The organism is Corynebacterium sp. MSK297 (genome assembly GCF_030232885.1).
Lineage (GTDB): Bacteria > Actinomycetota > Actinomycetes > Mycobacteriales > Mycobacteriaceae > Corynebacterium.
This window is the reverse complement of sequence record NZ_JASPGD010000004.1, coordinates 123,894-150,316: the sequence shown is the minus strand read 5'-3', so window position 1 is coordinate 150,316 and position 26,423 is coordinate 123,894. Positions and strand designations below refer to the sequence as shown.

Annotated in this window: 16 protein-coding genes, 1 tRNA gene and 1 pseudogene; 9 read left to right on the top strand and 9 right to left on the bottom strand. The window is 53.8% G+C overall.

All coding sequences use genetic code 11. From position 1 onward, the window contains the following. Positions 1–112: 112 nt before the first annotated feature. Together QP888_RS05800 and QP888_RS05795 are read left to right on the top strand one after the other, a co-directional pair. The gene (locus tag QP888_RS05800; RefSeq protein WP_284812549.1) at positions 113–1,729 is read left to right on the top strand and encodes an alpha/beta fold hydrolase; all 1,617 of its coding nucleotides are present in this window, start codon (positions 113–115) and stop codon (positions 1,727–1,729) included. A gap of 98 nt (positions 1,730–1,827) precedes the next feature. Continuing rightward, positions 1,828–1,901 (top strand) — tRNA-Arg (locus tag QP888_RS05795). A 96-nt stretch (positions 1,902–1,997) separates the two neighbouring features. On the opposite strand, the gene QP888_RS05790 is transcribed toward QP888_RS05795, so the two are convergent. The 5 genes from QP888_RS05790 to QP888_RS05770 all read right to left on the bottom strand — a co-directional run bounded on the left by QP888_RS05790 (position 1,998) and on the right by QP888_RS05770 (position 10,681). Next, positions 1,998–2,510, bottom strand: coding sequence for a MarR family winged helix-turn-helix transcriptional regulator (locus tag QP888_RS05790; RefSeq protein ID WP_284812548.1), 513 nt, complete (start codon positions 2,508–2,510; stop codon positions 1,998–2,000). 77 nt (positions 2,511–2,587) lie between these two features. Continuing rightward, a complete protein-coding gene (locus QP888_RS05785; RefSeq protein WP_284812547.1) occupies positions 2,588–5,485 on the bottom strand; it encodes an AAA family ATPase in 2,898 nt (965 codons plus the stop codon). Then, a complete protein-coding gene (locus QP888_RS05780; RefSeq protein ID WP_284812546.1) occupies positions 5,485–6,672 on the bottom strand; it encodes a metallophosphoesterase family protein in 1,188 nt (395 codons plus the stop codon). Before QP888_RS05780 ends, QP888_RS05785 begins: the two co-directional genes overlap by 1 nt. Positions 6,673–6,701: 29 nt before the next feature. Further along, complete coding sequence (locus QP888_RS05775) at positions 6,702–7,535, bottom strand: SWIM zinc finger family protein (RefSeq protein ID WP_284812545.1); 834 nt, start codon at positions 7,533–7,535, stop codon at positions 6,702–6,704. Positions 7,536–7,576: 41 nt separating this feature from the next. Beyond that, entirely contained in the window at positions 7,577–10,681 is a 3,105-nt protein-coding gene (locus QP888_RS05770; RefSeq protein WP_284812544.1) for a DEAD/DEAH box helicase, read from the bottom strand. A 374-nt stretch (positions 10,682–11,055) separates the two neighbouring features. Between QP888_RS05770 and putP the strand changes: the two genes are divergently transcribed. The 4 genes and pseudogenes from putP to QP888_RS05750 all read left to right on the top strand — a co-directional run bounded on the left by putP (position 11,056) and on the right by QP888_RS05750 (position 14,835). After that, positions 11,056–12,627, top strand: a complete 1,572-nt coding sequence (putP, locus tag QP888_RS05765; protein WP_284812543.1) for a sodium/proline symporter PutP — start codon at positions 11,056–11,058, stop codon at positions 12,625–12,627. Positions 12,628–12,961: 334 nt separating this feature from the next. Next, positions 12,962–13,388: pseudogene (locus tag QP888_RS05760) on the top strand (sodium:solute symporter family transporter); the annotation flags it as partial. A 111-nt stretch (positions 13,389–13,499) separates the two neighbouring features. Further along, positions 13,500–14,291, top strand: a complete 792-nt coding sequence (locus QP888_RS05755) for an HNH endonuclease family protein (protein ID WP_284812542.1) — start codon at positions 13,500–13,502, stop codon at positions 14,289–14,291. Positions 14,292–14,361: 70 nt separating this feature from the next. Then, positions 14,362–14,835 carry a DUF2269 domain-containing protein gene (locus QP888_RS05750; RefSeq protein WP_284812541.1) on the top strand — a complete coding sequence of 158 codons (474 nt, stop codon included), beginning with the start codon at positions 14,362–14,364 and terminating at the stop codon, positions 14,833–14,835. 155 nt (positions 14,836–14,990) lie between these two features. Here QP888_RS05750 and QP888_RS05745 read toward each other — a convergent pair whose 3' ends face one another. Continuing rightward, positions 14,991–16,922, bottom strand: coding sequence for a DEAD/DEAH box helicase (locus QP888_RS05745; protein ID WP_284812540.1), 1,932 nt, complete (start codon positions 16,920–16,922; stop codon positions 14,991–14,993). A 114-nt stretch (positions 16,923–17,036) separates the two neighbouring features. On the opposite strand from QP888_RS05745, the gene hutG reads away from it, so the two are divergent. Continuing rightward, entirely contained in the window at positions 17,037–17,984 is a 948-nt protein-coding gene (hutG, locus tag QP888_RS05740) for a formimidoylglutamase (RefSeq protein WP_284812539.1), read from the top strand. A gap of 40 nt (positions 17,985–18,024) precedes the next feature. Here hutG and QP888_RS05735 read toward each other — a convergent pair whose 3' ends face one another. After that, positions 18,025–19,317: an MFS transporter gene (locus QP888_RS05735; RefSeq protein ID WP_284812538.1), complete on the bottom strand. Its 1,293-nt coding sequence runs from the start codon at positions 19,315–19,317 to the stop codon at positions 18,025–18,027. 421 nt (positions 19,318–19,738) lie between these two features. Here QP888_RS05735 and QP888_RS05730 point away from each other — a divergent pair, with 421 nt between their 5' ends. Further along, the gene (locus tag QP888_RS05730; protein WP_284812537.1) at positions 19,739–19,951 is read left to right on the top strand and encodes a hypothetical protein; all 213 of its coding nucleotides are present in this window, start codon (positions 19,739–19,741) and stop codon (positions 19,949–19,951) included. Between the two features lie 33 nt (positions 19,952–19,984). On the opposite strand, the gene QP888_RS05725 is transcribed toward QP888_RS05730, so the two are convergent. After that, positions 19,985–20,683, bottom strand: coding sequence for a hypothetical protein (locus QP888_RS05725; RefSeq protein ID WP_284812536.1), 699 nt, complete (start codon positions 20,681–20,683; stop codon positions 19,985–19,987). Between the two features lie 24 nt (positions 20,684–20,707). Next, a complete protein-coding gene (locus QP888_RS05720; RefSeq protein ID WP_284812535.1) occupies positions 20,708–22,285 on the bottom strand; it encodes a carboxylesterase/lipase family protein in 1,578 nt (525 codons plus the stop codon). Positions 22,286–22,457: 172 nt separating this feature from the next. Between QP888_RS05720 and QP888_RS05715 the strand changes: the two genes are divergently transcribed. Next, positions 22,458–26,234, top strand: coding sequence for a multifunctional oxoglutarate decarboxylase/oxoglutarate dehydrogenase thiamine pyrophosphate-binding subunit/dihydrolipoyllysine-residue succinyltransferase subunit (locus QP888_RS05715; protein ID WP_284812534.1), 3,777 nt, complete (start codon positions 22,458–22,460; stop codon positions 26,232–26,234). The last annotated feature ends 189 nt before the right edge of the window (positions 26,235–26,423 follow it).

Here is a 26,423-nt window from a genome sequence, read left to right as displayed (position 1 = left end):
ACAGAATGATCGTGCGGTGCCCGGCGTTTCCCAACACCCTGCACAACTTAAACCGCTAGCATCGCATGAAGTAACTATTTTCACTTTCGTCACTTCCTGGAAGGACTTCCCAGTGCGATCGACACCATTTTTTCAACGGAACCGGACCACTATTGCCAGCGTTGCGTGCCTAGGCACTTCCATTGCGTTGTTCCAACCGCTATCAGCACCCGCCGGCATCGCACAACACCCCGCACGCAATGCAGAGATTACCTGGGAAGACTGCCCCGCGCAGGTGACCGACGACAACGCAGAATGTGGCCGCATCGACGTTCCTACCTACCACGACAACCCAGAAGCTGGCACCATCTCCGTCGGCTTTGTCCGACAGAAAGCTACCGGACACTCCCGCGGTGCACTTTTCGGCAACCCGGGTGGACCTGGCGGAGACGGTTATTCTTACTTCGCAGGTGACATGTTCGAGTGGCCGGAAGGCATCACCCAAGAATGGGACCGCATCGTCGTTCAGCCACGAGGCCTACCGGGTTCCACGCCCGTGCGTTGCGATGAACCACGAAACATCTTTGCCAATGATCCCATCACCCGCCCCGGTGGATTCTGGAAAGATACCTGCGAGAATTCCACGCCGGGCTACACCGATTCCTTGACGACGCACAACACCACGCATGATTGGGAATGGGTACGCCAGGCTCTGGGATACGACGAAATCTCGATCCTAGGCTTGTCCTACGGCACCTACTTGGGTTCTGCGTATGCTAGCGCGTACCCAGAACATACAGATCGGTTGATTCTCGACTCCGCCATGAACCCTTATGCATCTTGGGGTGGTGTGCTCGCACAACAAAAACAGGGTTACGACAACGCCTACGAAGATTTTTTCACCTATGTCGCTGACCACAATGACATTTATGGCCTCGGCACCACCCCGCTAGCCGCCTATAACTCTTGGTCGCACAAGGTTTTGCAGGAATCCGGCGTAAACCCCACCAATCTGCCTCCAGCAGCCCGAATTGGTGACCTACCAGCAGGATTGGAATGGTCCGGCGCAATCGGCACAGAAATCATCAATGCCACTAGTCAGGGTTCTGCCCAGCTGGAACATTTAACACGTTCCGCACTCACCCCTGGCGCCAGCCTCGATAAATCCTTGACCGTCATGATGACCCACCAGTTGGTTCCGCAACCACGGCAATGGGACAAGCTCGCGAAACATATCAATGGCAGCGAAGATATGTTTGCTGGGCTGGAACAGCCTACCGAACTCAGTGATGAAGAAATTGAGAAGATCCTGCAAGCGCAAGTTGCCACGATCGCGATGCAGCAGTTAATAGTCTGCAATGAAAACACGACACCAACGAACCCTGCGTTGTTGCCGGAATACCTGTGGGCAAACTATGTCGTCAATGATATTCCTACTGCCAATTCTTACAGCATGGCGGCTGGCCACACCTGCAACGGTGCGGCACCGATTACCGGGGTGGCTCACTTGGATGGCGCCGAACTTGACGTGCAACCGCTTCAGGTCAGTGCCACTGGAGACCCACAAACCGTCTACGCTGACCACGAAGCTCTTGCCGACGTCATGAACGCGCACGTTCTCACCGTCCATGGCCCAGGCCACGGTCACGTGGGCAACGGCAACAAAGTCGTCGACGATATCGTCGTGGATTATCTGCGCACGGGTAAGGCCCCAGAGCAGGCCGATGCGCCAGGTTACTTCGAGCAATAATCAGCGCAGTTTTACCGCATAAACACCCGCGACCTGCTAATTATTGCCAATGAACGGCGAGATGTTAGTATGTGGGTTGTGGTAAATTCCGCCGGATTGCCCCCGTAGCTCAGCGGATTAGAGCGTCGGTTTCCGGTACCGAAGGTCGAAGGTTCGAACCCTTTCGGGGGCACGCTGTGTTGTCTCGAGACATCGTTGCTGTTTTCTACGATGCCTCGAGACTTTAGACTTTCGTCGTTGAGCTCATTCTCTATCGCTCATAAGCCTGTTAATTATCGTGCCGGGGAGCAGACGGTGGGCACCCATCGGTTGCTTCGTATCCCGGGATATTGTCCACCGCGAGCACGGAATTCATAAACCGTTGAATGCTTGGTTTATCGTCCTCTTGCAAGTGATCGAAAATCAACCTGCGCACCGACTCCACGTGATCAGGCACTGCTTTTTGCAACCGCTGCATACCGTCATCGGTGAGCACCACACTGACGCCGCGGCCGTCACCGCTGAAGCGTTCTTTACGTAGCAATCCCCGCTTTTCCATACGCGTGATCTGGTGCGAAGTTCTGGAGCGGTCCCACACCAATTCATCGCATAGTGCGCACAAGCGCAGGCAGTGATTAGGTGCTTCCGAAAGAACAACAAGCACCCCATATTCTGCAGTCGACAATCCGCTAGCATTCAGCAGTGTTTCGTCTAAGACGCGATTGATCTTACGGTTTGCCTGCAAGATGCTGCGCCACAGGTCTTGTTCATGATCATCAAGCCAACGTACTGATTCCGCCATGGACATATACTAACGAATTTTGTTGACAAGTCAGATTTCACCGGATTAATCAGTATCCTGCTGGTTATCTTCATCAGCTAACCTGCGGTCAATTCACGCATCGAATAGCGCTGGGCGTCCACCACCCGGGAATAGCGATCCGGCATACACGTCAACACGAATACCTGAGTCTGTCGGGCAATTTCGCTAAATAACGTGGCCATAAGCCGGAGCCGTCGTGCATCAGTCGAACCCAGCGCATCGTCGACCATAACCGGCACAGGAATTATTGGCAGTTCGCCTGCAGCAGTTCTTCCCTGCTGCCCGTGAGCAGTCAATGCAGCCACCGCAAAACGAACCAACAACGCCAATTGCTCCTGGGCTCCACCAGATAGATGCTCAGTCTCTAAAGCCTCATCACCAATGATGCGCTGAGAAATCGCGAGGTCTTCGTCTAATTCAAAACTGACAGACTGATCAAAAACCACACGGGCAAAACGCTCAAGCTCGCGGGCAAATGGTTCCATGTATCGCTGGCGTGCGGCATCCCTATGCCGAATTAACGTCTCCCAAAGGCGGTGTGCAGCGTGAGCACGTCGTTCGACGACTGCATAGTCAGCTTTCCGGTTCTCCAGCTGAGCCTCGGCCTTGTGTAGCCGCTCAGCCGCGCCAGTAGCGGCCTCGATGTGCGAGGTTAGGGCTAGTTTCCGATTCTCGGCTTCACGTATCGTCTTTTGTAACTGAACAAGATGTGCTTTCGCACCCTCCCAATCCCGCACGGCCATGGAAACATCCGCATCATCAGCAGCGGCTTGTGCAGCTTCCCGTTCATTGATCGCTTGCTGCCACTGCATATTCGTAAGTTCAACTTTTTCACGCAGCTTCTCCATCGAAGCAGAATCCGCACTCGCCGACACTTTTTCTTCAGCGTTAACAACGCGCTCAGTGGCCAAACCGTAGCGTTCGCGCACACGCATCGCTTCTGTTTCGGCAGGCCGACCATCATAAACTGCAAGCTTGTTTGCTGCGGCTTCCAACTCTTCGCGGGCCTTCTCTTCAGCTGCTTCGGCAGCACTCAGTTCTGCTGCAATCTCATCAGCAGTAAATCCCGCTAGCTGGTCTGCGCTCGTTTCGGTGCCAGGTTCAGTACCAGAATCCGCGACTCCACCATCCTCGGCGTACTGTTTTACGCTTGCAAGTTCTTGGACCACATCGTCGATATCTTTCTCACCTACGACACCAGCACGCCGATTCCGCAAAGCAGTGATTTCTCCATCAAGCGCATCACACTTGGTATAAATCTTTTCTGCACTCTCCAGATCAGAGCATTGGAATTCACGCAATAGCTCGTCTAAGTGTGCCCGAGCTTGTTCCAGCGCAGATAATGCGGACTGTGTGTCTTCCTGTTCCCGCTGTGCACTGCGATAGATCGCAGTAATATCGCCAAACTGCACCGACATGCCGTCGGAAAGCGCAAGGCTGTGTTCCGGCTGGAATTTTTCGGTAGTTTGCTCGTCAAGTTCTCCGGCCCCGCTCTGCACAGCTGATCCGAGAGAAATTTCGCGGCTACCGGTGTCATCTACAACAGTGACCGTAGTTGGAGAACCTGCACGCAGTTCCAGGCGCGCAGCATGGGCATCGGCAAGCTTCTGCTCAACCACCAGATCATCGTGTGCTTGGCGCAGACGTTGCCATGCAGACCGATCTATATACGCGGGTAGAGCCGCCAGCTGCGCACGAGCTTCCGCGATCTTTGTATCAATCCCTTCTACCTTGTCTAGTAAGTGACGCAGTTCCTGTGCCCGCTGTGCATTGCGTAATTTGTTCGAGGCCACACGGGCTGCCTTATGCCGATCCCGTTGCGCTCGATATTTTGCATCAGCCTTGTTTTTCGTATCCTGCAGCTGGTCAATGATTACTGCTTCTTTCGTTGCCGCTTCTTCTGCCTGCTGCAGCTGCTCTGACAGTTCATCCCGGCGCGATTGTTCCTGCTCAAATTCATTGATCAGAGCAGTACGGGCTTCTAATAGCTCTGATTGCGAATTTTTCTGCTGCATTGCTTGCCGTACCGATTCCACAGCGTCGCTCAGCCGTTGCTGTACTGTTTCCGCATTCTGCTTCGCGGCTTCCAAATCGGCATATTCTTGCTCTGCAATGGGGATTTCGCCCGCGGCGATTTTTTCACGTTCGCTGAGTTCTTCGTATTCTGCAACGTATCCAGCTACGTCGTCGAGTTGCTTTTTTGCCTCGTCATAACGGGATTGAGCAGAGCTGAATTCTTCTTTTGCAGCTTTCAACTCTTTCGCAGGCTTACCGGTCTTTGCAGTGTAATAACGTGCGTATTCTGCGTTGACGGCCGCAAGCAGCCGTGATTCTTCCTGTGCTTGTTCTGTGCTCGTGCCTGGCGCAGTAGAAAAACCAGCGTTTTCTGATATCTCGCTTGCTATGCCTGCAATGTCCTTCGTCGTCGCGTGCGCGGAGCCGTTGCCTTCATTCCAGGTATGTCCGGATTGCAATGAGCTTTCCACGCTAGGGATGCCGGCCGCGGCGAGCGAATGGTCTAGTTCTCCTTGTCGGACAAACAATGTTTTTAACAGTTTGGTATCAAGATATTCACTGATGATGGAACGGAATTCGTTTTCGGCTTCATCACCACGCAAACTTGCTTTTTTCGGGCTTTGGAATTTCAGCTCGCATTTTTTGCTCGCGGCCGAGCTGGAAAATTGTTTGTAGATTTCCATGCGGTACGGACCAATCGACAGGTCAAGCCGTATCTCTGGCCATCCGGAACCGTCGGCAGGCACGAGAGACTTAATTTCTTTCGGAAACCCCGAATACCTTCTATTCAGGCACGCGTTGATGGCGTCCATGATGGTGGATTTTCCCGCCTCATTATCACCATGAATCACGATGACGCCAGCCTCCGGTAACTCAGAAAGCTCCATCTGGCTAATTCCTCGGACATTGTGCAGGTTAAGTGCGTGTATACGCATCATCAGCGGGCCTCCTTCGTCAATCGGAATAATAAATGTGCGCCATCACGTGCGGCATCGTCGTGATCAGCATCATTCAGTAACTCTTCAAGCGCATCTCGGGCGTAGCCACTGACATCGAGATTTTCTAGCTCATCTGCTTCTGGTTGGAGATTCAGCCCCGGCGACGACCGCGATTCATACAGTGCCCCGAAGCTAGGGCGAAGCTCCGCTAACTCACGCTCTAACCGCATGGTATCGGTCAAGTTCAACGCACCGCGCAGATAGTATTTCACCACCGTGCGTCGCTTGTTGGGGTAACTGTGCAGGTAATTCAGAAACCTATCAACGGTAGCGGCATCATCGAGTTCGGGTTGAAGTGCGTGAAATTGCCACTGGCCAATAGCGTGCTTGACGACGCTTACTTCTGCTTGCTGCACGGGGTGTGTGGCGGGCTTGGTGATATTGACAACCAACACGTTTCCGGAATCGGTTTCTCCGCCGTCTGTGGGAAAGCCCCAGTCCGTGAGTTTATGAAAATCCGTTGTTTCAGGTGCCCCGGAGAACCATACTTTCCCGGTTGAGCTCAGTGACGCCGTGGAATGGGTATCACCAAGAGCAAGATAATCGATGGTTCCGGACTCTAAAGCTGTTTCCACACAATTCAGATCAATCAAATCGGGCTTGATCTCATCGCCATACGATTCCACCTGCCCGTGCCCCACCATCACGCGGATGGCGCTCGTTGGTTTCAGCCCCTCTAGTGCGGCAGCTACCAAGTCATGATCCGGGCTTTTCACCAAAAAGGGAGCGCCAACGAGTTCGACACCATCTGCTACTTCCTGTGGCGTGTTGTTATCGATGACGTGGATATTGGATAATTCCCGCGCACTGAAAAAGATGGAATCTGCCACGAGTGGGTCATGGTTGCCCGGAAGCAAATACACCGGCACCGGTAGCGATTGCATCGTCTCTAACGCGCGATCCATTGTCCGTCGCTCCAAGGAATTATCGTCGAAGACGTCACCAGCAACAAGGATGAACGCGCAGCCTTCCTGTTGAGCTAGCTCACCTAATTTTTCAATCGCTAGCAGACGTGATTCTTCAAAGCGTGCGCCTGCATCGCCATCAAGGAAACGCCGATGCATACCCAACTGGAAATCGGAAGTGTGGAGGAAAGTGACGGTCTGATCTGTGCTCGAATGCTTCACAACTACATTGTTAACACAGCCGTCTCACATTATCGCTTCCCGCGGGTTAAATGATGGTACATATCTTCGATATCAGAGACAGCACGCAATAAATCAATATTGGTATGGCTTACTGCCCGTAACGCTTTGCGCAGTAGGTCTGGGTCTGAATCATCCAGCGCAGGCGCAATTTTCGGGCTCGGCACAGCCGGTAATTCCCGGCCGCTCCAAAACGTTTCTGCACCGTCTTCGGTAGCTTTTCGGGCAACGTCCTGCGCAGAGGCAGCGATCATTTCTTCGAGTTGCCGCAGGGAGATTCCGCGAAGATGGAAAACAGCGGCCGGGTCAGCATCCAGTTTTCCGCCGAGCTCCTCGGCAAAAGCAACCAGGTGTTTACAGATCCACGCGCTATCCGGGCAATCGCAATAACAGCGAATATCACCATCATCTTCTGCCAGCAGCACTGCTAGGACGTCGTCGGCAAGCTCACCAGCGCGCACTCTGTCCATCGCCCCAGAAGTTTCTGCCAACATCCGCCCTACTGAGTTCAATTCAGAAACCGACCGCGGCGGGAGCTGGATAAGCACCGAAAACGGTTGATTTTGCGAGCCAGCCACCTTGCCATGGGCCGCGCCGTTGTGAATATCGATGTCCACGACGTGGCCACTGCGAGCATAATCGATTCCCCGCTGGTAGCGTCTTGCATCCGCATTTTCTTGGATCATGCGACGCAACTCCAGCCCAGCAGAACCTTTCAGTGGGCGTGCGCGCTGAAGCTGCCGCACGGCCTCATGCAAATCAGGGGCTTTTTCTACGCGTTTGCGTGCGCCGAAGTTCGCATAAATGACATTATCCGCCCCGGAGTCCGGCCGAGAGTTTGTCACGCCTAGAGTTTTCCCATTCTTCCTATGCTTATCATTCATAGCTATTGCTCGCGGTAACTCATTAACTCTGCCAATTGTTGTGGATCCAATTCAGTAATCCAGCCTTCACCTTCACCCACAATGGCGCCAGCCAAATGAGTCTTTCCATCAAGAATATCCTGAATGGATTCCTCCATCGTTCCGGCACTGATCATCTTATACACCGCCACATTCTTTTGCTGGCCAATGCGGAAAGCCCTGTCGGTCGCTTGGTTTTCCACCGCCGGATTCCACCACCGGTCCATGTGCACAACCATTGATGCCGCAGTGAGATTCAACCCGGTCCCGCCTGCTTTCAAGGATAGAATCATCAAGGCCGGACCATCGTCTGCCTGGAAATCACTCACTAGCCGGTCGCGCTTTTCTTGCGGAACGCCACCGTGCAAAAAAGGCACGCTTTCTCCGAGCTGCTCACTCAAATATGGCTGCAGAATCTCCCCAAATGCCCGGTATTGCGTAAATACCAGCATGCGCTGGCCAGACTGCACGGCATGATCCACCAGCTCCATGAGTTTCTCAATTTTTCCTGAGCGATGTTGGCCTTTCAACGTCACTGGTGAGCCATCGCCTAAGTAATGTGCCGGATGATTACAAATCTGTTTCATCCGCGTCAAACTGGCCAAAACCATGCCCCGGCGCGCCATGCCCTTATCTTTGGTCTCAAGCTGGCGTTGTACGTCATCAACTAGAGCTTTGTACAGGGCAGCCTGTTCATCGCTCAACGTGACGGTGAGCACTTCCTCTGTTTTTTCCGGAAGGTCATCAATGATGGCGGGATCTGTCTTCAGTCGCCGCAGAATAAACGGTGCTGTCAAACGTCGTAACCGATCCGTTAATGCCTCATCATTATCGCGTTCAATTGGTTTCGCGAAGTGGTGTCGGAAAAAGCTTGCCGAGCCTAACACACCCGGATTGGTGAAATCGACAATGGAACGCATCTCAGACAAGCGGTTTTCTACCGGGGTTCCCGTCAAAGCAATGCGGTGGCGAGAAGGCAAGGACCGCACGCTTTTCGACGCACGTGTCGACGAGTTTTTAATAGCCTGTGCCTCATCTAGCACTACGCGATCCCATTCTATGCGTCCCAGAGCAGAAAAGTCTCGGCTCACAGTGCCATACGAGGTAATAACGAGATCACGTTCTGTCGCCACTCGAACAAGTTCCTCACCGGTGGCACGCTGGCTGCCGTGGTGCACCAAGATTCGCAGGCTAGGTACGAACTTCGCTGCCTCTCGGGCCCAGTTTCCTACCACCGAAGTCGGTGCCACGACGAGTGTGGGACCAGTTGATTGTTCGCGGTGTTTTTCGATCGCAGTCAAAGACAACAGTTGCAGTGTCTTTCCTAAGCCCATGTCGTCGGCAAGCACAGCCCCCAGGTTGTTTCGCGACATCCAGTACATCCAATCCACGCCGCGGCGCTGATAATCACGCAACTGCGCATGCACGGTATCGGGGATCTCTACCCTCTGGGGTGCTGGGGTTTCCATGCCTCCGAGCAAGCTAGCGTGCCAGTTCGATCCGGTAAATTCGATGGGCTCATCGGCCATAGACTGCAGCGCTAGCTCGCGGAGGTCACCGACGGTCACTTCTTGAGCATTAAACCCCTCATCGCCTGCTGCGCCATCTGCATGCGCAGCACCTGCGTTGTTCTTGACAGCATCGTTGTAGGCCTGCCGCAATCTTTCGGCTTCTGCAGCCAGTTCGTCAGCGTCCGGGGAATCCGCCAAGCGTGCCATTTCCGCTAAGCGCGCAGCTTTTTCCATCCGTTTTTTCGCGCGTTTCGACGCCGTTTCGGACAGCTGGTCCATATACTCACTGATTCGACTCAGTGCTTGGGTATCCGCCATGACCCAATTACCGCGCAGCTTGATTAACCCGGATTTCGAGTTGACCAAATCCGACATTTCCGCGTCGCTCAGTTCCTGGTCGCCGATGGAAAGCCGCCAGTTGTATTGCACGAGCTTATCCATGCCCAGTTGCGATTGGGTTGCTTTCTCATTGACCTCGTGAGTTTCTAGTTTGGCGGTAGTTTCCAGCTGCGACCAGGCACGTGGCAGCATGACAGTAAACCCTGCTGTACGAAGATCAGTAATGTCTGAACTCACGAAGTCCACGACATCTTCGGTGTCGACGTAGACATCCCAATCACCTGCGTTAGCATCGTCTTGTCGACGACGCATGCGCTCTACCGAGTCCAGGTTCGGTTCCAACATTGGCGAGACCCGGATTGCTTCCAGGTGCGATTTACGAAGCAGCTCGACGCTCGATTGGTCGAGCTGGTCTGTGCGAATGGGCTGTGGCGAGTCTGTGCCAGAACGCACCTGCAGCCGAATAGGCCATTGCGCATTCGGTTCATCCGGCGGTTCATTCACGATGATGACCAGTTGCAGATCAACGGAGGTGATCGAGTCATTCCACTCATTGAGACCGCGCAACAGCGCGCCCTTGCCGCGCCGAATTGGTTGGCCTTTGAGTAACGCTTGGGAAAATTCATGCCACGGGTACGGTCTAGGTTCTGCCGCTAGTGATTGCAAGTGCGCGATGGTAATCCAGTGGACCAGGTGGTGAGCCAACTCGTCGGCAAGATCGCGATTATTGACCGTGAGAATTCCGGGGCAGGCCGCAATCATCTCGCTAAGCCAACCACGTTCTGCCAGCCCCGTGGCAAGGTGCCACTGGGGAAACCACTCACCTGCCTGGTAGCTCAGACGAACAGTAACTCGCCCGGCGCGGACAAATTGGGTTAGCCCCGTATACATACGAATCAACCAATAAAGATCCGGTGCGATCGCGTTGCGTTGGGATTCTGTTGCTGCCGGGGAGGAATTATCTAAAAATTCTAATTCACTCAGTATCTTCACAGAATCTTCTGGAGCAAAAAGCCCCATGGGTACCATAAGAGAGACGTCTTTGCCTTTGGGGGTACGCAAGGAAATACGGGCGCGGTTTCGAAAGCTACGTCGCTGCAATAAGGACTCGACGACCGGTGGAAAAGTCCCGGATGGAACCTGTTCCGGCAGAACGATCTTCCGCCCTTCCACCTTTTCAATCCATAAGCTCAACCCGGAAACTGGCAGCCACAGACCGTGCAGAAGGAACGAAGACATAAGGAACAGACTACCAGTTTGCACCAGAGCCGAAATCTAATTGTTATCATCCTGTTATATTCTGCAGTGCGGCCTGCTAAGAGCCTAAAAAACCTGAAATTTTACTGGGTTTGACGCAGGTAACATTTGGGTGAGCTGCGAATTCTCACTACGGTAAATCATTGATCCACTAAAACCAGTCGTTTTGCTGTGCGGATTGGCCGCTATGACTACTGATTAAGTATTCGCGACGGCAACGTCGAGCAGTAGGTCGCTGAGTTTTCAAGTGGTAAGCAGAGCTCGACAAACCGTATGGCCCGGCTACCTCACGCCAGGCAATGCACAAATTATGCGCACTTCCCGGTGCGCCAGATAACTACTCATAAGGAGAAACGGTGACTGAATCAACCTGGTTTGTCATCGCGATCATCATCTACATGTTCGGGATGCTCGCGATTGGCTACTGGAGCTATAAACAAACAGATCAATACGACGATTACGTCCTCGCAGGCCGTGGCCTTCCGCCATTTGTCGCCGCGTTGTCTGCCGGAGCATCGGACATGTCCGGCTGGTTGCTCATGGGCCTTCCGGGCGCATTGTTCGCATCCGGCATGGTTGAACTGTGGATCGCGATCGGTCTTACGATCGGTGCATGGGTGAACTGGAAGGTTGTTGCACCACGTCTTCGTGCATATTCCGAGATCGCAGACGATTCGATTACGGTTCCTTCCTTCTTCGAAAACCGTCTAGCAGATAAATCACGCGTCCTGCGTGTTCTGTCCGCAGCGGTGATTATCTTCTTCTTTACTTTCTACGTTTCCTCCGGCATGGTGGCCGGCGGTCGTTACTTCGAGTCCACTTTCGATGGCGATTATCTGATCGGCCTGCTGATCGTCGCGGCCATCACTGTTGCCTACACTTTCATCGGTGGCTTCCTGGCTGTGTCTTACACCGATACTGTCCAGGGCATTATCATGTTCCTGTCGCTGATGATCGTCCCAATCATGGCGTTCGTATCTCTCGACAACGGTTCGGACATCTTCAGCTTCGCAGCTGAAAATAATTACGGCACCGACGGCATCGTCGAGGCCAACCCAGAGTTCTTCAACCTGTTCAACGTAGCTTCTGCTGGAGCAGTTGCCGCTATCGTTGGTAACTTCGCCTGGGGCTTGGGCTACTTCGGCCAACCACACATCATCGTTCGCTTCATGGCCCTGCGTAACTCCACCGACGCCCGCGCAGGTCGTTTCTGGGGTATCGGCTGGATGCTGCTCTGCGTTATCGGCGCCGTTTTCGTCGCCCTGGTCGGCACCGTGTTCTTCACCCAGACCGGCAACTCCATTACCGACCAGGACGCTTTCGAGACCGTCTTCTTGGACATGGCCCGCGTCATGTTCCACCCGCTAATCGCAGGCCTGGTTCTGACCGCAGTTCTGGCTGCGATCATGTCCACCATGTCCTCCCAGCTGCTGGCTGTCTCTTCCTCACTGATCGAGGACCTATACAAGATGTTTGCGAAGCGCAAGCCAGCAGAACAGGTTTTGATCAACCTGTCCCGCACCTGCGTCGTTGCCGTCGCTGTTCTGGCCGCTATCCTGGCAGTCAACCCAAGCGACTCCATCCTGGGACTGGTCGGATTCGCATGGGCCGGCTTTGGTTCCGCATTCGGTCCGGTCGTCTTGTTCTCGCTGTACTGGAAGCGTCTGAACGCACCAGGTGCCATCGCAGGTATGGCCACCGGTGCTATCGTCTCCGTAGTTTGGGGCGTATGGTTCTCCGACATCATCTACGAGATCGTGCCTGGCTTCGCAGCAGCTGTTATTGCCCTCGTACTAGTCACCTTGGCAACCAAGGAACCAGCGACCAAGGTCAAGAAACAGTTTGATCAGGCTGCCAAGCTAACCGACATCGCGACCGAAAACGAAGACGTTGACTTCGACGAGGCCGCGGAAGAAGTGAAGAAATAAGCTTCTTAATCAGCTTTGGCGCTTAACACCGCAGGAGATGCATTTTCTTTCGGTACGCCACTCCCCCGTGGATAGAGTCACCTCATCCACAGGGGAGTTTTTGTTATCTATCTGATATTTCTCAGCTTTTGCGCTAACCTAGCAACTACCGCCATAGAGTGACTCAAACCACAGACCCTGGCCTAGGTCGACTAATTTATGCACTGCAAGGAAGCGGAGCAATAATGTCAGAACAGACCTGGTTTGTGATTGCGATTATCGCCTATCTCTTGGCGATGTTGGCGATTGGATATTGGAGCTGGGTCTTCCGGTGCCTTGTTTCTCTCTGGCCTTTCACAGCATCACCGACCACACCGCCTTTGAAACGGTCTTTTTGGACATGGCGCACGTCATGTTCCGTCCACTGCCAGCCGGACTCGTGCTCACAGCAATACTGACAGCCATTATGTCCACGATGTCGTCACAGCTGTTAATCTTGTCTTTTCCCTCATCGAAGACATCTACATGAGACTCGCGAAAAAGCACCCTCCCAATTCGTGCTGATCAATCTCTCACGCACCGCAGTTGTCGTCATCGCCGTCGTCGGTGCGCTGCTTGCAGTTAATCCAAGCGAAACTATCCTCGGACTGGTTCTTATGATGCTGGCTACCAAGGCGCCGAGTGAAAAAATCCAACAAGAATTCAACAAGGCTGCCAAACTGGATAACCTTGCCGACGCCGGTGGACTCGATTTCGACCAGGCAGCGAGCAAAGTCGATTAGCTGTGGCTTCGGCCAAACTGCCGGTAATTGCTTTCACAACGTTTCGCTCACGACTCATGTGCATACTGATGGTCGTGGAACTCGCTAGACGCTTATGCAGTCTTATAGTGCATGCACTCTTGCACTCTGCGGCCAACCAGTTGTATTCGACGGTGCATTTTTCGCTGGTATATTCTCCTGTTAACCGTAGCTACCGTTGGACTTGCACTCGCTGCTGTATGTCCGCGTCTTAAGCCCACAACATACGACGAAAACCTGAATCTTCCATCATGGGATGTGCTGTCAACACAGCTGAAAACAACGCCACAGCGGCAGCGCATCCCTGGGTATGAAAGAGAACAATTCGGCAATGGCTGGGGGCGAAAAGGCGTGTGTACTACCCGTGAAGCCGCCTTGCTCTCTGCTGCAATCACCCATGCTTCTCCTGAGATTGAGGATTACAGCAACACTCATGACGCCCTACCAGCCCCACAACCTGTCCGCCAACGCACTGGGAAACTACCAGAGCCAACGGATTTAGCTGCATGCAAAATTTTTGATAGCCAGATTTGGGATGAATATGCTGGGGCTCCCCTACTCATTACAGATTCTGCGCGCGACATTGATATCGACCATATTTTTCCGCTTTCTGCTGCCTGGGATTTAGGCGCACATTCATGGGGCCACCAGCAACGGAGAAAATTCGCCAATGATGGCCGAAACCTCGTTCCCACAGATGCCAGTGCGAACCGAGAAAAATCAGACTCATTACCAGCGAACTGGATGCCGTCGGATGGCTCCGCACATTGCTGGTATGCACGCAGGCTTGCGTTCGTAGCAGTGCTGTACGATCTCTTGATCCCCGAGGTAGATGCACGAAAAATGAATGAAGCATGTACGCTATTTAGCCTACTTGGAAGCTAATTCTGCGCTGGTAAAGTGGCACACGGAGCCTTTGTCCCTATACAATTTCCTCTACCGAAAGAGATTTTCCATGACAGATTTTATGCTTGTCCTACACATCGCAGCAGCCGTGTTATTCATTGGCCCAATTATGGTAGCTACCTCGGCTTTTCCTGCACAAATATTCGAAGCAAAATCGGGTACCACCACTGCGCAAGGCGGAGCATCGGCGCTCTATCGAATCACCAAAGTCTACGGGTTCCTCTCCGCACTGGTTCCCTTGCTCGGCCTTGTCCTGTTCCTGAGCGATATGGATACTTACGGCAGCCAAGGAAAATTCCATGCATCCATTCTGCTCGCAATTATCGCCTGGGTTATTTTGCTTGTGGTTATTTTGCCACGCCAGCGCACTGCACTCGGCGCACTAGGCATGTTGCCAGAAAGCGAGGCATCACCTGACGAAGATAAAGTGGAAAATTGGGCACAGTTGAAAAAGCAACTATCCATGTACGGCGGAATTTTCAACTTGCTCTGGATCGTAGTATTGATCTTGATGTTCGTATAGCTACCACTCGCTACGAGCTCAACGCTCACAGCAAAGCACGGTTAAGTAGCACAAAACCCGGGTCCAGGATGAAGTACTCCTGACCCGGGCTTTGCCGTGTGCCCATATTCCGTTAGCTACGAATGATAGTAGCTTCTAAGAATGCGTGGGCATCTCTAGCCGCGGAATTTTCCGCCTTTTCTGGAACCTCTGTTCTGGCGTCCACTGCCCTGGAACCCGCCGCGACTAGGAGCACCGTAATCCTTACGAATCTTAATCAGCTCACCAGAAATTCTGGTATCCGACAGGCGGTCCAGTACAGCCGGATCCAGGTTCTTTGGCAGTTCGACAATGGTGTGATCGGCACCAATATTGATACGACCAAAGTCCTTGTTGCTCAAGCCGCCTTCGTTTGCCAGCGCACCAACGATCGATCCAGGGCGCACGTGTTGACGCTTACCCACAGCCAAACGGTATGGCTGGAAATTAGCGTCCCGGCCCCCGCGTCCACGGCCACCACGATCACGGCCCCGGCCATCACGTCCGCCGCGGTCGTCGAAATCGCGTCCGCCACGCTTATCATTAAAACGATCTTTGCGCTTATCGACTGGTTGTTCTTTCAGCAAAAAGTCTTTGTCGCCTTGCAGTTTCACTGCAAGCGCAGCGGCGATATCGTCCATCGCAACATCGTGGTTCTTCGAGTACTCACGGATCATTGTCCGGAAGAAATCTTTGTCCTTGGCACCAAGGGCCTCGGTGATGCCTTCGGCAAAGTTCTTCTTGCGCACCTCATTGACCTCATCGACCGTCGGCAGCTGCATTTCTTCCAGCGTTGCCTTAGTGACTTTCTCGATCGACCGCAGCATGCGGCGCTCACGTGGGGTAACAAATAGGATCGCTTCACCGCTACGCCCAGCGCGTGCTGTGCGTCCAATACGGTGCACATAAGACTCGGTATCGCCAGGAATATCGAAGTTAATGACGTGCGAGATGCGCTCGACGTCAAGGCCTCGCGCGGCAACGTCGGTCGCAACCAGGATATCCAAACGACCCGATTTCAGCTGCTCCACCGTACGCTCACGCTGGTTTTGTGCAATATCGCCGTTGATAGCAGCTGCACTGTAGCCGACGGCGCGCAACTTCTCCGCAACTTCTTCTGTTTCGTGCTTCGTGCGGGTAAACACGATCATGCCGTCATAGTCGATAACTTCCAAGATGCGAATGAAAGCGTCGAACTTTGCGCGGTGCTGAGTGAAAAGGAAGCGCTGGGTGATGTTTTCGTTCGTGCGTGCCTGCGATTTCACCGTCACTTCAGCAGGATCATTCAGGTACTGCTTTGAAAGACGGCGAATACCATTGGGCATCGTCGCTGAGAACAACGCAACCTGCTTCTGTTCTGGCGTGTCTGCCAAAATACGCTCAACGTCTTCCTGAAAGCCCATGTTCAGCATCTCGTCGGCTTCATCCAGCACGAGGTACCGCAGCTTGGAAATATCCAGACTGCCCTTTTCCAGATGGTCAATGACGCGGCCTGGCGTGCCGACGATGATCTGCGCACCGCGGCGCAGGCCTGCCAACTGAATTCCATAGGCTTGGCCACCGTAAATCGGTAGCACTTCAATTCCGCCGAGGTGCTTAGCGAAAGACTCAAAGCTGTCTGCAACCTGCAGGGCCAACTCACGAGTCGGCGCCAAAACCAATGCTTGCGGGAATCGTTCGTTTGGGTCCAGCTGGGCCAGCACTGGCAACGCGAAGGCAGCGGTTTTACCGGTACCTGTTTGGGCTAGGCCAACCACATCGCGGCCCTGCATAAGGATCGGGATGGTTTGTTCTTGAATTGGGGATGGTTTTTCAAAACCTACGGCTGTAACCGCATCTACCACGCTGGTAGGCAGGTCGAGGTTGGAAAAACCCTGAGGACTGTCGCTGGCTGGAGCTTGCGCTGCAGCGTCGGTGTGCTCAGAAGTTTCGCCACTCTCGGCAACGGCACTTGCGGTAGCCGTGTTATTGCCCTGCGAATTTTCCTGAGATTCCGACATAGTCGATGGAGACTGACTGAAATTATCCGGCTCGTTGTCGCCGCCGGTGGCGTAATCGGTAATGCTCATTGCCTGACATACACTACGGCAGCGCGAAGAAAAACACCATTCTGTGGGGACGCATTTTTACGCACCCCGATACATAGTGAACTAACACACATAAATTTTGCCTATACTGGTGACATGGCTAACGAGAATCCCCATTCCCCTGTTTCACGTACCCCACATCACTGGGATGGTCGACACGACGGCGATGGATCTGAGTTCCGTCGCTGGCATTCGGTCATCGACACGGTACAAGACAAGCCAGGCGCCGCAGTCCTGGGATTCGCTTGCGATGAAGGTGCCCGTCGTAATGGCTGCCGCCACGGTGCTGCCGAAGGCCCCCATGTCCTGCGTGAGGCTTTGGCTAACCTTCCTATCCACAACGACCTGCCTCGCTACGACGCCGGCACAGTGATCGTCAACGGTACCGATATGGAAGGTGCTCAGGAAGAGCTTTCTGAACGCATCAAAGATCTAGTCAACGCCGGACATTTGCCAGTCGTGCTTGGGGGTTCTCACGAGGTGGGTTATGCCAGCTACCTTGGCCTACACAAAGCTTTGCAGCGCCCCATTTCCATCGTGAATTTCGACGGACACCTAGACTTGCGACAGACCGAAATCCCAACCCATGGCACCCCGTTCACTCAGGTGGCTGATTTGGTCGGCGATAATTTCGATTATTCAGTCATCGGTGTTTCCACTGCGGACAACACCGGAAAGCTGTTTAATTTCGCTGAGGAGCTTGGCACCAAAATCGTTCTTGACGACGAGATCCACAACATGACCCCACGCGAGGCTGCCGAGCGTGCCCTGAAGATTTCTGATGTCCATGACGACCTTTACGTCACCATCGACCTGGATGCCATTTCCCCAGCCGTTGCCCCGGGCGTATCGTCCCCATGCACAGTCGGGATTGGTATTGAACCGATGCGTGCAATGTGTAAAGCCTTAGCGGCTACCGGAAAATTGCGGCTGGTCGATGTTGCTGAGATGAATCCGTACTACGACGTCGATGGCCGCACCGCGCGTGTTGCCGCCCGTCTTCTCGACGACATGATCAACGAACACGCCAAGCTACAGAAATAATTTTTGGTGAAGCGCACTTCCCGCGGTAATACCGGAAGTTCTACCCATTAGCGCGCTTTGCGGCGCTAGATTCCGGTGGCATTTGATGCAGATTGGTATCTCTCGTGTGTAAGGTCTCGCGCCCGGGAATCCACGCCAGAAATGCCAGTGCTGCCACCGCAGCACTCCCGAAAAATGCCCAGGTGAATCCCCAGTTATCAGCAACCGCACCAATCGCCAATGGGCCGAAGATCATTCCCAGATCCATCGACATCTGGAATCCTGCCAGTACTTTTCCGCCCGAGCGGTCATTGCCGATGACGTCGGCAACCGCGGCCTGTTGTGCGGGAACAGCAATACCCGCAGCTGCACCGCTCAAGCTGGAGAGGATAATCAAAAGCCACAACGTGTCAGCAGTACTGTACAGCGCTACGCAGAGAGTGCTAGCAGCGAATCCGGTCATGATCATTGGCTTGCGGCCTATGCGATCCGAAAGCCTGCCGGAAAACTGCAATACAACTGCGTTTCCCGCGGCATACGCTGCCAGCGCATAACCGGCGGCGGCACCACTATCAGCAAAAACAGCTGCCGCGAATAATGGAATCACTGCCACGCGTACGCCCATATTCACCCATCCGTGGGCAAAATTTGACACCAGCACGCTCCGAAATGCAGAATCCCTGAATGCCTCACCGTAAGTGAACTGCGCATTGTCTACAGATTGGTTCGCTGAAGTATTCGTTTTGGGCATCAGCAGCCAGACCACAGCGGCCGCAGCACATAAACCGATTCCGTAAATGAAAAAAGGCCACCGGAACCCTAAGAATGCAAGCGCAGAGCCAACCAATGGTCCCAAGATGCTGCCGAGCAAAAAGCTGGTGGCATACGTTGCTGAGCACTTACCGCGGATTTCCGGTGGTGCGAGTTTGACGATCAATCCCATTGCCGACACCGTAAACATCGTCGATCCGATGCCAGCCAAGAATCTTAAGAGTAGGATCTGCCAGTATTCCTGAGCAATAGAGATGAGTCCAGTATTGATCGCTACCAACAAAATACCGGTGATATAGATTCTGCGGACCCCAAATTTATCTGCCAAGACGCCCGCCCCGGTGGCAAAGATCAGGCGTGAGACGGAAAAGATAGAGATGACTGCGCCGGCAGCAGCCATTCCGACATCGAAGCTCACCACAAATTGCGGCAATAATGGGGCGATCAGCCCATAACCTAAAGCGACCAAGAAAAACGCCGCGACCAAGACCCAGATTTCTTTGGGGATCTTCGGTTGTTCGCGGTCTGGACTTTCGGATTCCTGGGTTTTTGTGTCATTCGAGTTGGAGTTAGCAATAGGCATAGTTCTTGCGAGCCTACTCCTCGATTCAGATTTTTGGCCCGCGATGCACACATCAACATGAACCTCGGCGAATACGTGTTCGACAACAGGAGCTTGTGTGTGAGCCTGTTTTTCTACGGTCTATGCCATGAGCACACACAATTATCTATCGGATTTTTCCCGTACTACAGAAGATATCCATAAAATTGTCACCGAGCTACACAACACTGCCCAGGACCAGCTCACTGCAATACGCTCAATCTTGCGCCACCCACGTTCACTAGCACGCCCCACTGCAAGTTGGCGACCACCTCAAGCTAGACTCAGCGCCGCTAGCCACCACACATTAACCGCAGCGCTTTCACGTTATCGAGTAGGCCCCCTAGCACAATCTCGCGTTCGGGGCTATGGTGAGCAGCGAACCCCTGCATATGTTGTTAGCGTGCGCATTACCGACCCATCCGGCGCCACCCCGTTCGCACCTTTGGCTGAAGCCTGGATCCGCGCGCTCATTCCACCCGAGTTCATTAATGCGATCCACCGAATCGACACCAACTTTGGAACGGCAGCGATATATGCCTGGCTTGTCGACGCCAACTATATTCCTGTGCATTCACCAGCATCGATCTTTGCTGGTTTTTCCAGGGCTGCCTAGCGCTTCCTGGCAACTGGGCTATGGCTCAACGAGCTAGAGCTCAGTACCGTCGTCACACGGTGTAAGCCGCGCCTCCCAGTCTTCCGCCTGTTCCGCACACAATGACAACACGTCGAACAAGCGGTCAAAGTCGGTATAGCTGCCTAACTCCAAAATTTCGGGTTCATAACCATGAATCAACTCGCCGGGAGCAAACGCTGCCTCGTTGAATTCTTCTACAGCTTGATCGCTCACAGTGCCTTCCTGAGTATTCTGCGACCAAGCTTCTATCATCTCCGAATCGAAGGTGATAAATGACAGCTTCGCTGTAGGATCGCCGTCCACGACCTCGATCAGCACCCGCAACTGTGAGTAGCTCGCAACTTGCGCCACAACTACGCCGGGATCGACATAATGGTGCTCAAATTCTAAGTCCGCAATGCGGTCATCGTGCCTATCAAGCAAATCCCGTAACACGGTCACAACTTGATCAGTAGCAACGTGTTCTGCTACAGTCGCGACCGCATCATCCACGGAGAATGCGACCGATACCAATGCTGCATCAAAGTATTCATCATCTTCGTCAACATCAGCTGCTGCAATATACACATTTGCCGCAGGCAAAACCGCATCTATTTCGACAAACTGAATTTCTACATCTGATGTTATCGGCACGAACAAAACGTCGCCATTAACCCGAGATTCAATACCTTCAGCATCGAGTGCAGAAGCAATATCTTCGAAGAAGCTCATAACCGCTAATGTACTACGGCAAAGCTAATCACCGACGGAAAATCCTAAATCCCGCAACAACTCTGGCCGGCCAGTTCCCCATTCTAAGACGTCATAGCCTTTCCAGGCCCGGCGTTTCTCTGCTTTCGGGTCGTATTCAACATATGACTCAGCATCAAAAATCATTGTCGGACGCGAGTGATGCTCCTCAGTCGGCGGCTTATATTGTGGCCAATCTCGTCCAGGTGCTCCGTCACGAATGAAGCTCGCCCAATGCCGCTGCATTTCGTCGGTCAATTTCTGCATGGCAGCTTCATCGCGGCCGAATTTTGCCAGCATCCGAGTTTTCGACGCTTCGGGGGTGCCAAAGACATTGGAGAGTTCCGAAGAATGCGCTGCTCCGATCCCCAACTTCCGCATCAGCTGGGGCGCAAAATCGAACCGATACATCCACGTCGGTGCATACTCATTGTGATGACTAGCTATACGAATAGTAGGCGCCCAAAACAAAGCATCCGTCACTAACTCCGCAAACTCTGCTCTCGTACGAGCGCCACCATAAGCTTCTAGCACCGTATCGGTATGTTCTGGATCGTACGGATACAGCAAACGCCGTCCAGCCTTCGCGCGGCGCGTAGTACGTTGAAAGAAATACCGCGTTATCCCAGCTTCGTCGAGGGTAGTTCCCAACATGAGAGGCACCCGAGCCTGTTTGCCATGTTGGAACGCAACCATTGGATGTTCTGGCAAGGATTCCGATTCCACTGTCGGGCCGAAAGTGGAATTCAAAAACTGCAGTTCGCCACCCCGCCACATCATCGACATGCCAGCACGCACTAGCTTATCTGCGCTGATCTGGCGCAAATCTTCCGCCGTGCTTTCCGGAGCCATCCCCAATCGAGCAAGCAATTGGCGCGCCCATAACTGGGATTGCGCTTTGGAATGGATCAGTCCGATCGGTGGCGATTGTGCAATAGCCCGATGAAACAACCCCTGTGCCGGCGGAGAACACAATAACGCGAGCACCGCTGCTCCGCCTGCAGATTCTCCCATGATCGTCACAGAATCTGGGTCCCCTCCAAACCTGGCGATGTTTTCTTGAATCCATTGCAGTGCTAAAACTTGATCCCACAGCGCTGGGTTAGCGACACAGTCACCGCCAAGGCTGCGCAGGTCAAGATACCCCAGAACCCCGAGACGAAAATTCAACGATACGTAAACCACGTTCATTGCTTCGGCCAGCCGATGCCCCCGCAACATGCTTTGGTGGCTTGCCCCCATCAGAAATGATCCGCCATGAAAATAAACCACAACGGGCAGTTTTTCCGTGGTGTGTGGGCGAACAATGTCCAGGTGCAAGCAGTCTTCATCGCCAATCAGCCGATCGTTCAAGCCATAATTAGGCTGCGGAGCCGGTGATTGATAACGAGTACAATCCAGAACCCCTAACCACGAACGAACGGGACGCGGTCTCCGGAAACGGGCTTTGCCACCGGTCGGTGCACCGAATGGCACGCCTTTCCATGTGGCGATTGTGCCATCCCGAACGATTTCTCCTTGAATCTCGCCGCCACTAACGCGCACACGTGGGTAGTCTGCCGTTACATGCGCTGATTCTTCCATAGCATTCCAGATTAGTGACCACACCACGGAATATCATGTGCCAAATCCTAAGCAATAAGCGCGTAGAATGAATGCAAACTGTCTATTAGGCTTGGTAAAAGCGTCGATATGACAGCAAAAGCGCAGATAAAACACATGCACGCAAATCAACGGAAAGAGGCGAGCACCTGCCGTGAGCACTAATAATCCCTTCGGCTTGAGCACCTGGTTAGCGGACGAGTTGTATCAGGAGTACAAGAAAGATCCGCAGTCGGTAGACAAAGAATGGCGCGAATTATTTGACAAGCACGGCGCACCATCCGATATCGCGGCGTCACCGGAGTCCGCTGCAACAGGTTCCGATTCCAATAAAGCCCAGGGTGGTAAGGAAGCCGCAGACATTGCCCCGCCAACCCAGAAATCGCTGGCGCATAAGCAACAACAGCGTGAATCTGTGGTGGAAGAGTCTGCACAAAAGGCTAAAAGTAAAGTCGCTGCCGACAAGCGCGCTGCCGCCCCGAAGGCGCCAAAGAAGGCACCATCCCCATTGGATGATCTTCCGGATTATGAGGGTGGCGAATCCAAGCCACTCAAGGGCATGTTCAAAGCTATCGCAAAGAACATGGACGAATCCCTCGAGATTCCTACCGCTACCTCCGTGCGTGATATTCCGGTCAAGCTCATGTGGGAAAACCGCTCCCTTATCAATGAGCACTTAAAGCGCACCCGCGGTGGCAAGATCTCGTTCACCCACATCATTGGCTACGCGTTGGTCAAGGCCACGCAAAAGCACCCAGACATGAACGTGCGCTACGAGTTGGTCGACGGTAAGAAACCAACCGTAGTCCGCCCTGAAGACATCAACTTGGGCTTGGCTATCGACCTGCCACAAAAGGATGGTTCCCGCGCACTTGTCGTTGCCGCTTTGAAGAAGGCGCAAGATAAGAACTTCGCAGAATTTATTGAAGCTTACGACGACATTGTTGCCCGTTCCCGCCAGAACAAATTGACTGCCGCTGATTTCCAGGGCGCAACAATCAACCTGACTAATCCGGGTGGCATCGGTACTCGTCATTCTATTGCCCGGTTGACCAAGGGGCTGGGCACCATCATCGGTGTTGGTTCGATGGACTATCCTGCTGAATTCGCAGGGGCTTCCTCGGACCGTTTGGCGGAACTCGGTGTGGGCCGCCTGGTCACGTTGACCTCCACCTATGACCACCGCGTGATTCAGGGCGCCGAATCTGGTGAATTCCTGCGCACCATGTCGCAGCTGCTTGTCGACGACGCCTTCTGGGATGAGCTGTTTAACGACCTCGAAATCCCGTATGAACCAATGCGCTGGGCACAAGACATTCCGAACACCGGAATTGATAAGTCCACCCGTGTCATGAACCTCATCGAGGCCTACCGTTCCCGGGGTCACTTGATTGCTGATACCAACCCACTGCGCTGGAAGCAGCCTGGTTTGCCAGCACCTGACCACCGCGATCTGGATATCCGCACCCATGGTCTGACGCTGTGGGATTTGGACCGAACCTTCCACGTCGGCGGATTTGGCGGCAAGGAATCCATGACTTTGCGTGAGGTGCTTTCTCGCTTGCGCGCCGCGTACACGCTGAAGGTTGGCTCGGAATTTACCCACATCATGGACCGCGACGAGCGTGAATGGTTGCGTGATGCCCTCGAAGCCGGGATGCCAAAGCCAACGAATGCGGAGCAGAAATATATTCTGCAGAAGGTCAACGCAGCCGAGGCTTTCGAGAACTTCCTGCAAACCAAGTACGTCGGCCAGAAGCGTTTCTCCCTTGAGGGTGCTGAAGCACTAATTCCACTGATGGACTCGGTCATCGACACTGCCGCTGGCCAAGACCTCGACGAAGTGGTCATCGGCATGCCACACCGTGGTCGTTTGAACGTGCTGTTCAACATCGTCGGCAAGCCACTGGCAGAAGTCTTTAACGAGTTCGATGGCAACTACAAGGGCGGCCAAGCTGGCGGTTCCGGTGACGTGAAATACCACTTGGGAGCTGAGGGCGAACACCTACAGATGTTCGGCGATGGTGAAATCAAGGTCACACTGACCGCTAACCCGTCGCACCTGGAAGCAGTCAACCCAGTAGTCGTTGGTATTGCCCGCGCCAAGCAGGACATTCTGGACCGTGTAGAAGGCAGCCACGACAAACGCGTCGTCCCATTGCTGCTGCACGGCGATGCTTCATTCGCAGGTCTGGGTATCGTCCAAGAGACTATCAACCTGATGGGATTGGACGCCTACAACATCGGTGGCTCTATCCACGTCGTCGTGAACAATCAGGTCGGATTCACCACTACCCCAGATTCTGGACGTTCCACCCTGTACTCCACTGACCTGGCTAAGGGCTTCGATTGCCCCGTCTTCCATGTCAATGGCGATGATCCGGAGGCAGTGGTCTGGGTTGGTCAGCTAGCTACCGAATACCGCCGTCGCTTCGGCAAAGACGTCTTTATCGACCTCATTTGCTACCGCCTGCGCGGCCACAATGAGGCTGATGATCCATCGATGACGCAGCCATTGATGTACGAGCGCATCGGTAACCGCGATTCCGTGCGCCAGAAATACACCGACGAACTCATCGGCCGTGGTGATCTGTCTGAAGAAGACGCTGAGGCAGCTGCCCGCGACTTCCGAGACCAGATGGAATCCGTATTCAACGAGGTCAAAGAAGCAGAAAAGAACGGTCCCCAAGAACAGACCGGTATCACTGCTTCCCAGGAACTTACGCGTGGGCTGGACACTTCGATTTCTGCCGATACCCTCCGCGAGTTGGGCGAGGCCTACCTGGATCTGCCAGAAGGCTTCGAATTGCACAACCGCGTAGCACCCATCGCCGAAAAGCGCGCCAAGTCTGCTGTCGAAGGCGGTATCGATTGGGGCTGGGGCGAGTTGATCGCTCTGGGCTCACTCGCCAGCGAAGGCAAGCAAGTACGCCTGGTCGGCGAAGATTCCAAGCGTGGTACCTTCACACAGCGCCACGCTGTCACCTACAACCCGAATACCGCCGAGCAGTACAACCCGCTGGATGCCCTGGCTCAAGAAGCCGGTAATGGCGGTAGCTTCGAAGCCTACAACTCAGCGTTGACTGAATTTGCTGGATTGGGCGTGGAATACGGCTATTCCGTAGGAAACCTCGACGCTGTTGTCGCTTGGGAAGCTCAGTTCGGTGACTTCGTCAATGGTGCACAGACCATCATCGACGAATACGTTTGCTCTGGTGAAGCCAAATGGGGCCAGTTGTCCAAGGTTATCTTGCTGTTGCCGCACGGCTACGAGGGCCAAGGACCAGACCACTCCTCTGCTCGCATCGAACGCTTCCTGCAACTGGCTGCAGAAGGCTCCATGACGATCGCTCAGCCATCAACCCCGGCAAACCACTTCCACCTGCTGCGTCGTCACGCGCTGGGCACCATGTCGCGCCCACTGGTTGTCTTCACGCCGAAGTCGATGCTGCGTGCCAAGGCGGCAACCTCTGAGGTTGAGGAATTCACCGAGATCACCTCGTTCCGCTCCGTCATCAATGACCCACGGTTGGTTGATGCCGACAACAACGTCATCGGTGACGCAGACAAGGTGAAAACCGTGATGTTGTGTTCCGGCAAGGTCTACTACGAGCTGGAGAAGCGTCGGCAGAAGGATGAGCGCGATGACATCGCGATCGTACGTATCGAAATGTTGCACCCAATTCCGTTCAACCGCCTGTCGGAAGCTTTCGATAACTTCCCGAACATGGAAGAAATCCGCTTTGTGCAGGACGAGCCAGCCAACCAGGGCCCATGGCCGTTCTACAACGAGCACCTGCACGAGTTGCTTCCGGATATGCCGCGGATGCGCCGCATTTCTCGCCGCGCGCAGTCCTCGACTGCCACCGGCATCGCCAAGGTGCACCAGTTGGAGCAAAAGCAGCTTATCGACGAAGCTTTCGCTGACTAGTGTGTCTAGTGCTCACTAGCGCTGACTAGGAAGCCTCTAGCTTTCAGCAATATTCGGAGCCTAATACGACTCCGGTGGGATACAGCACAGTACCCCACCGGAAAAGGCCCGACAGCCATGCGACTTGCCTCTGTAGCAACCCCCTTAGACATCGCCACGAGGGATCTCGATACTGCCATTGCCTGTCCA

Excerpts from the sequence above, each read along its gene's own strand:
- QP888_RS05735 (WP_284812538.1), bottom strand. The coding sequence starts at position 19,317 with ATGCCTATTGCTAACTCCAACTCGAATGACACAAAAACCCAGGAATCC.
- QP888_RS05720 (WP_284812535.1), bottom strand. The coding sequence starts at position 22,285 with ATGGAAGAATCAGCGCATGTAACGGCAGACTACCCACGTGTGCGCGTT.
- QP888_RS05745 (WP_284812540.1), bottom strand. The coding sequence starts at position 16,922 with ATGAGCATTACCGATTACGCCACCGGCGGCGACAACGAGCCGGATAAT.
- QP888_RS05790 (WP_284812548.1), bottom strand. The coding sequence starts at position 2,510 with ATGGCGGAATCAGTACGTTGGCTTGATGATCATGAACAAGACCTGTGG.
- QP888_RS05755 (WP_284812542.1), top strand. The coding sequence starts at position 13,500 with ATGCACTCTTGCACTCTGCGGCCAACCAGTTGTATTCGACGGTGCATT.
- QP888_RS05785 (WP_284812547.1), bottom strand. The coding sequence starts at position 5,485 with ATGATGCGTATACACGCACTTAACCTGCACAATGTCCGAGGAATTAGC.
- QP888_RS05725 (WP_284812536.1), bottom strand. The coding sequence starts at position 20,683 with ATGAGCTTCTTCGAAGATATTGCTTCTGCACTCGATGCTGAAGGTATT.
- hutG (WP_284812539.1), top strand. The coding sequence starts at position 17,037 with ATGGCTAACGAGAATCCCCATTCCCCTGTTTCACGTACCCCACATCAC.
- QP888_RS05770 (WP_284812544.1), bottom strand. The coding sequence starts at position 10,681 with ATGTCTTCGTTCCTTCTGCACGGTCTGTGGCTGCCAGTTTCCGGGTTG.
- QP888_RS05750 (WP_284812541.1), top strand. The coding sequence starts at position 14,362 with ATGACAGATTTTATGCTTGTCCTACACATCGCAGCAGCCGTGTTATTC.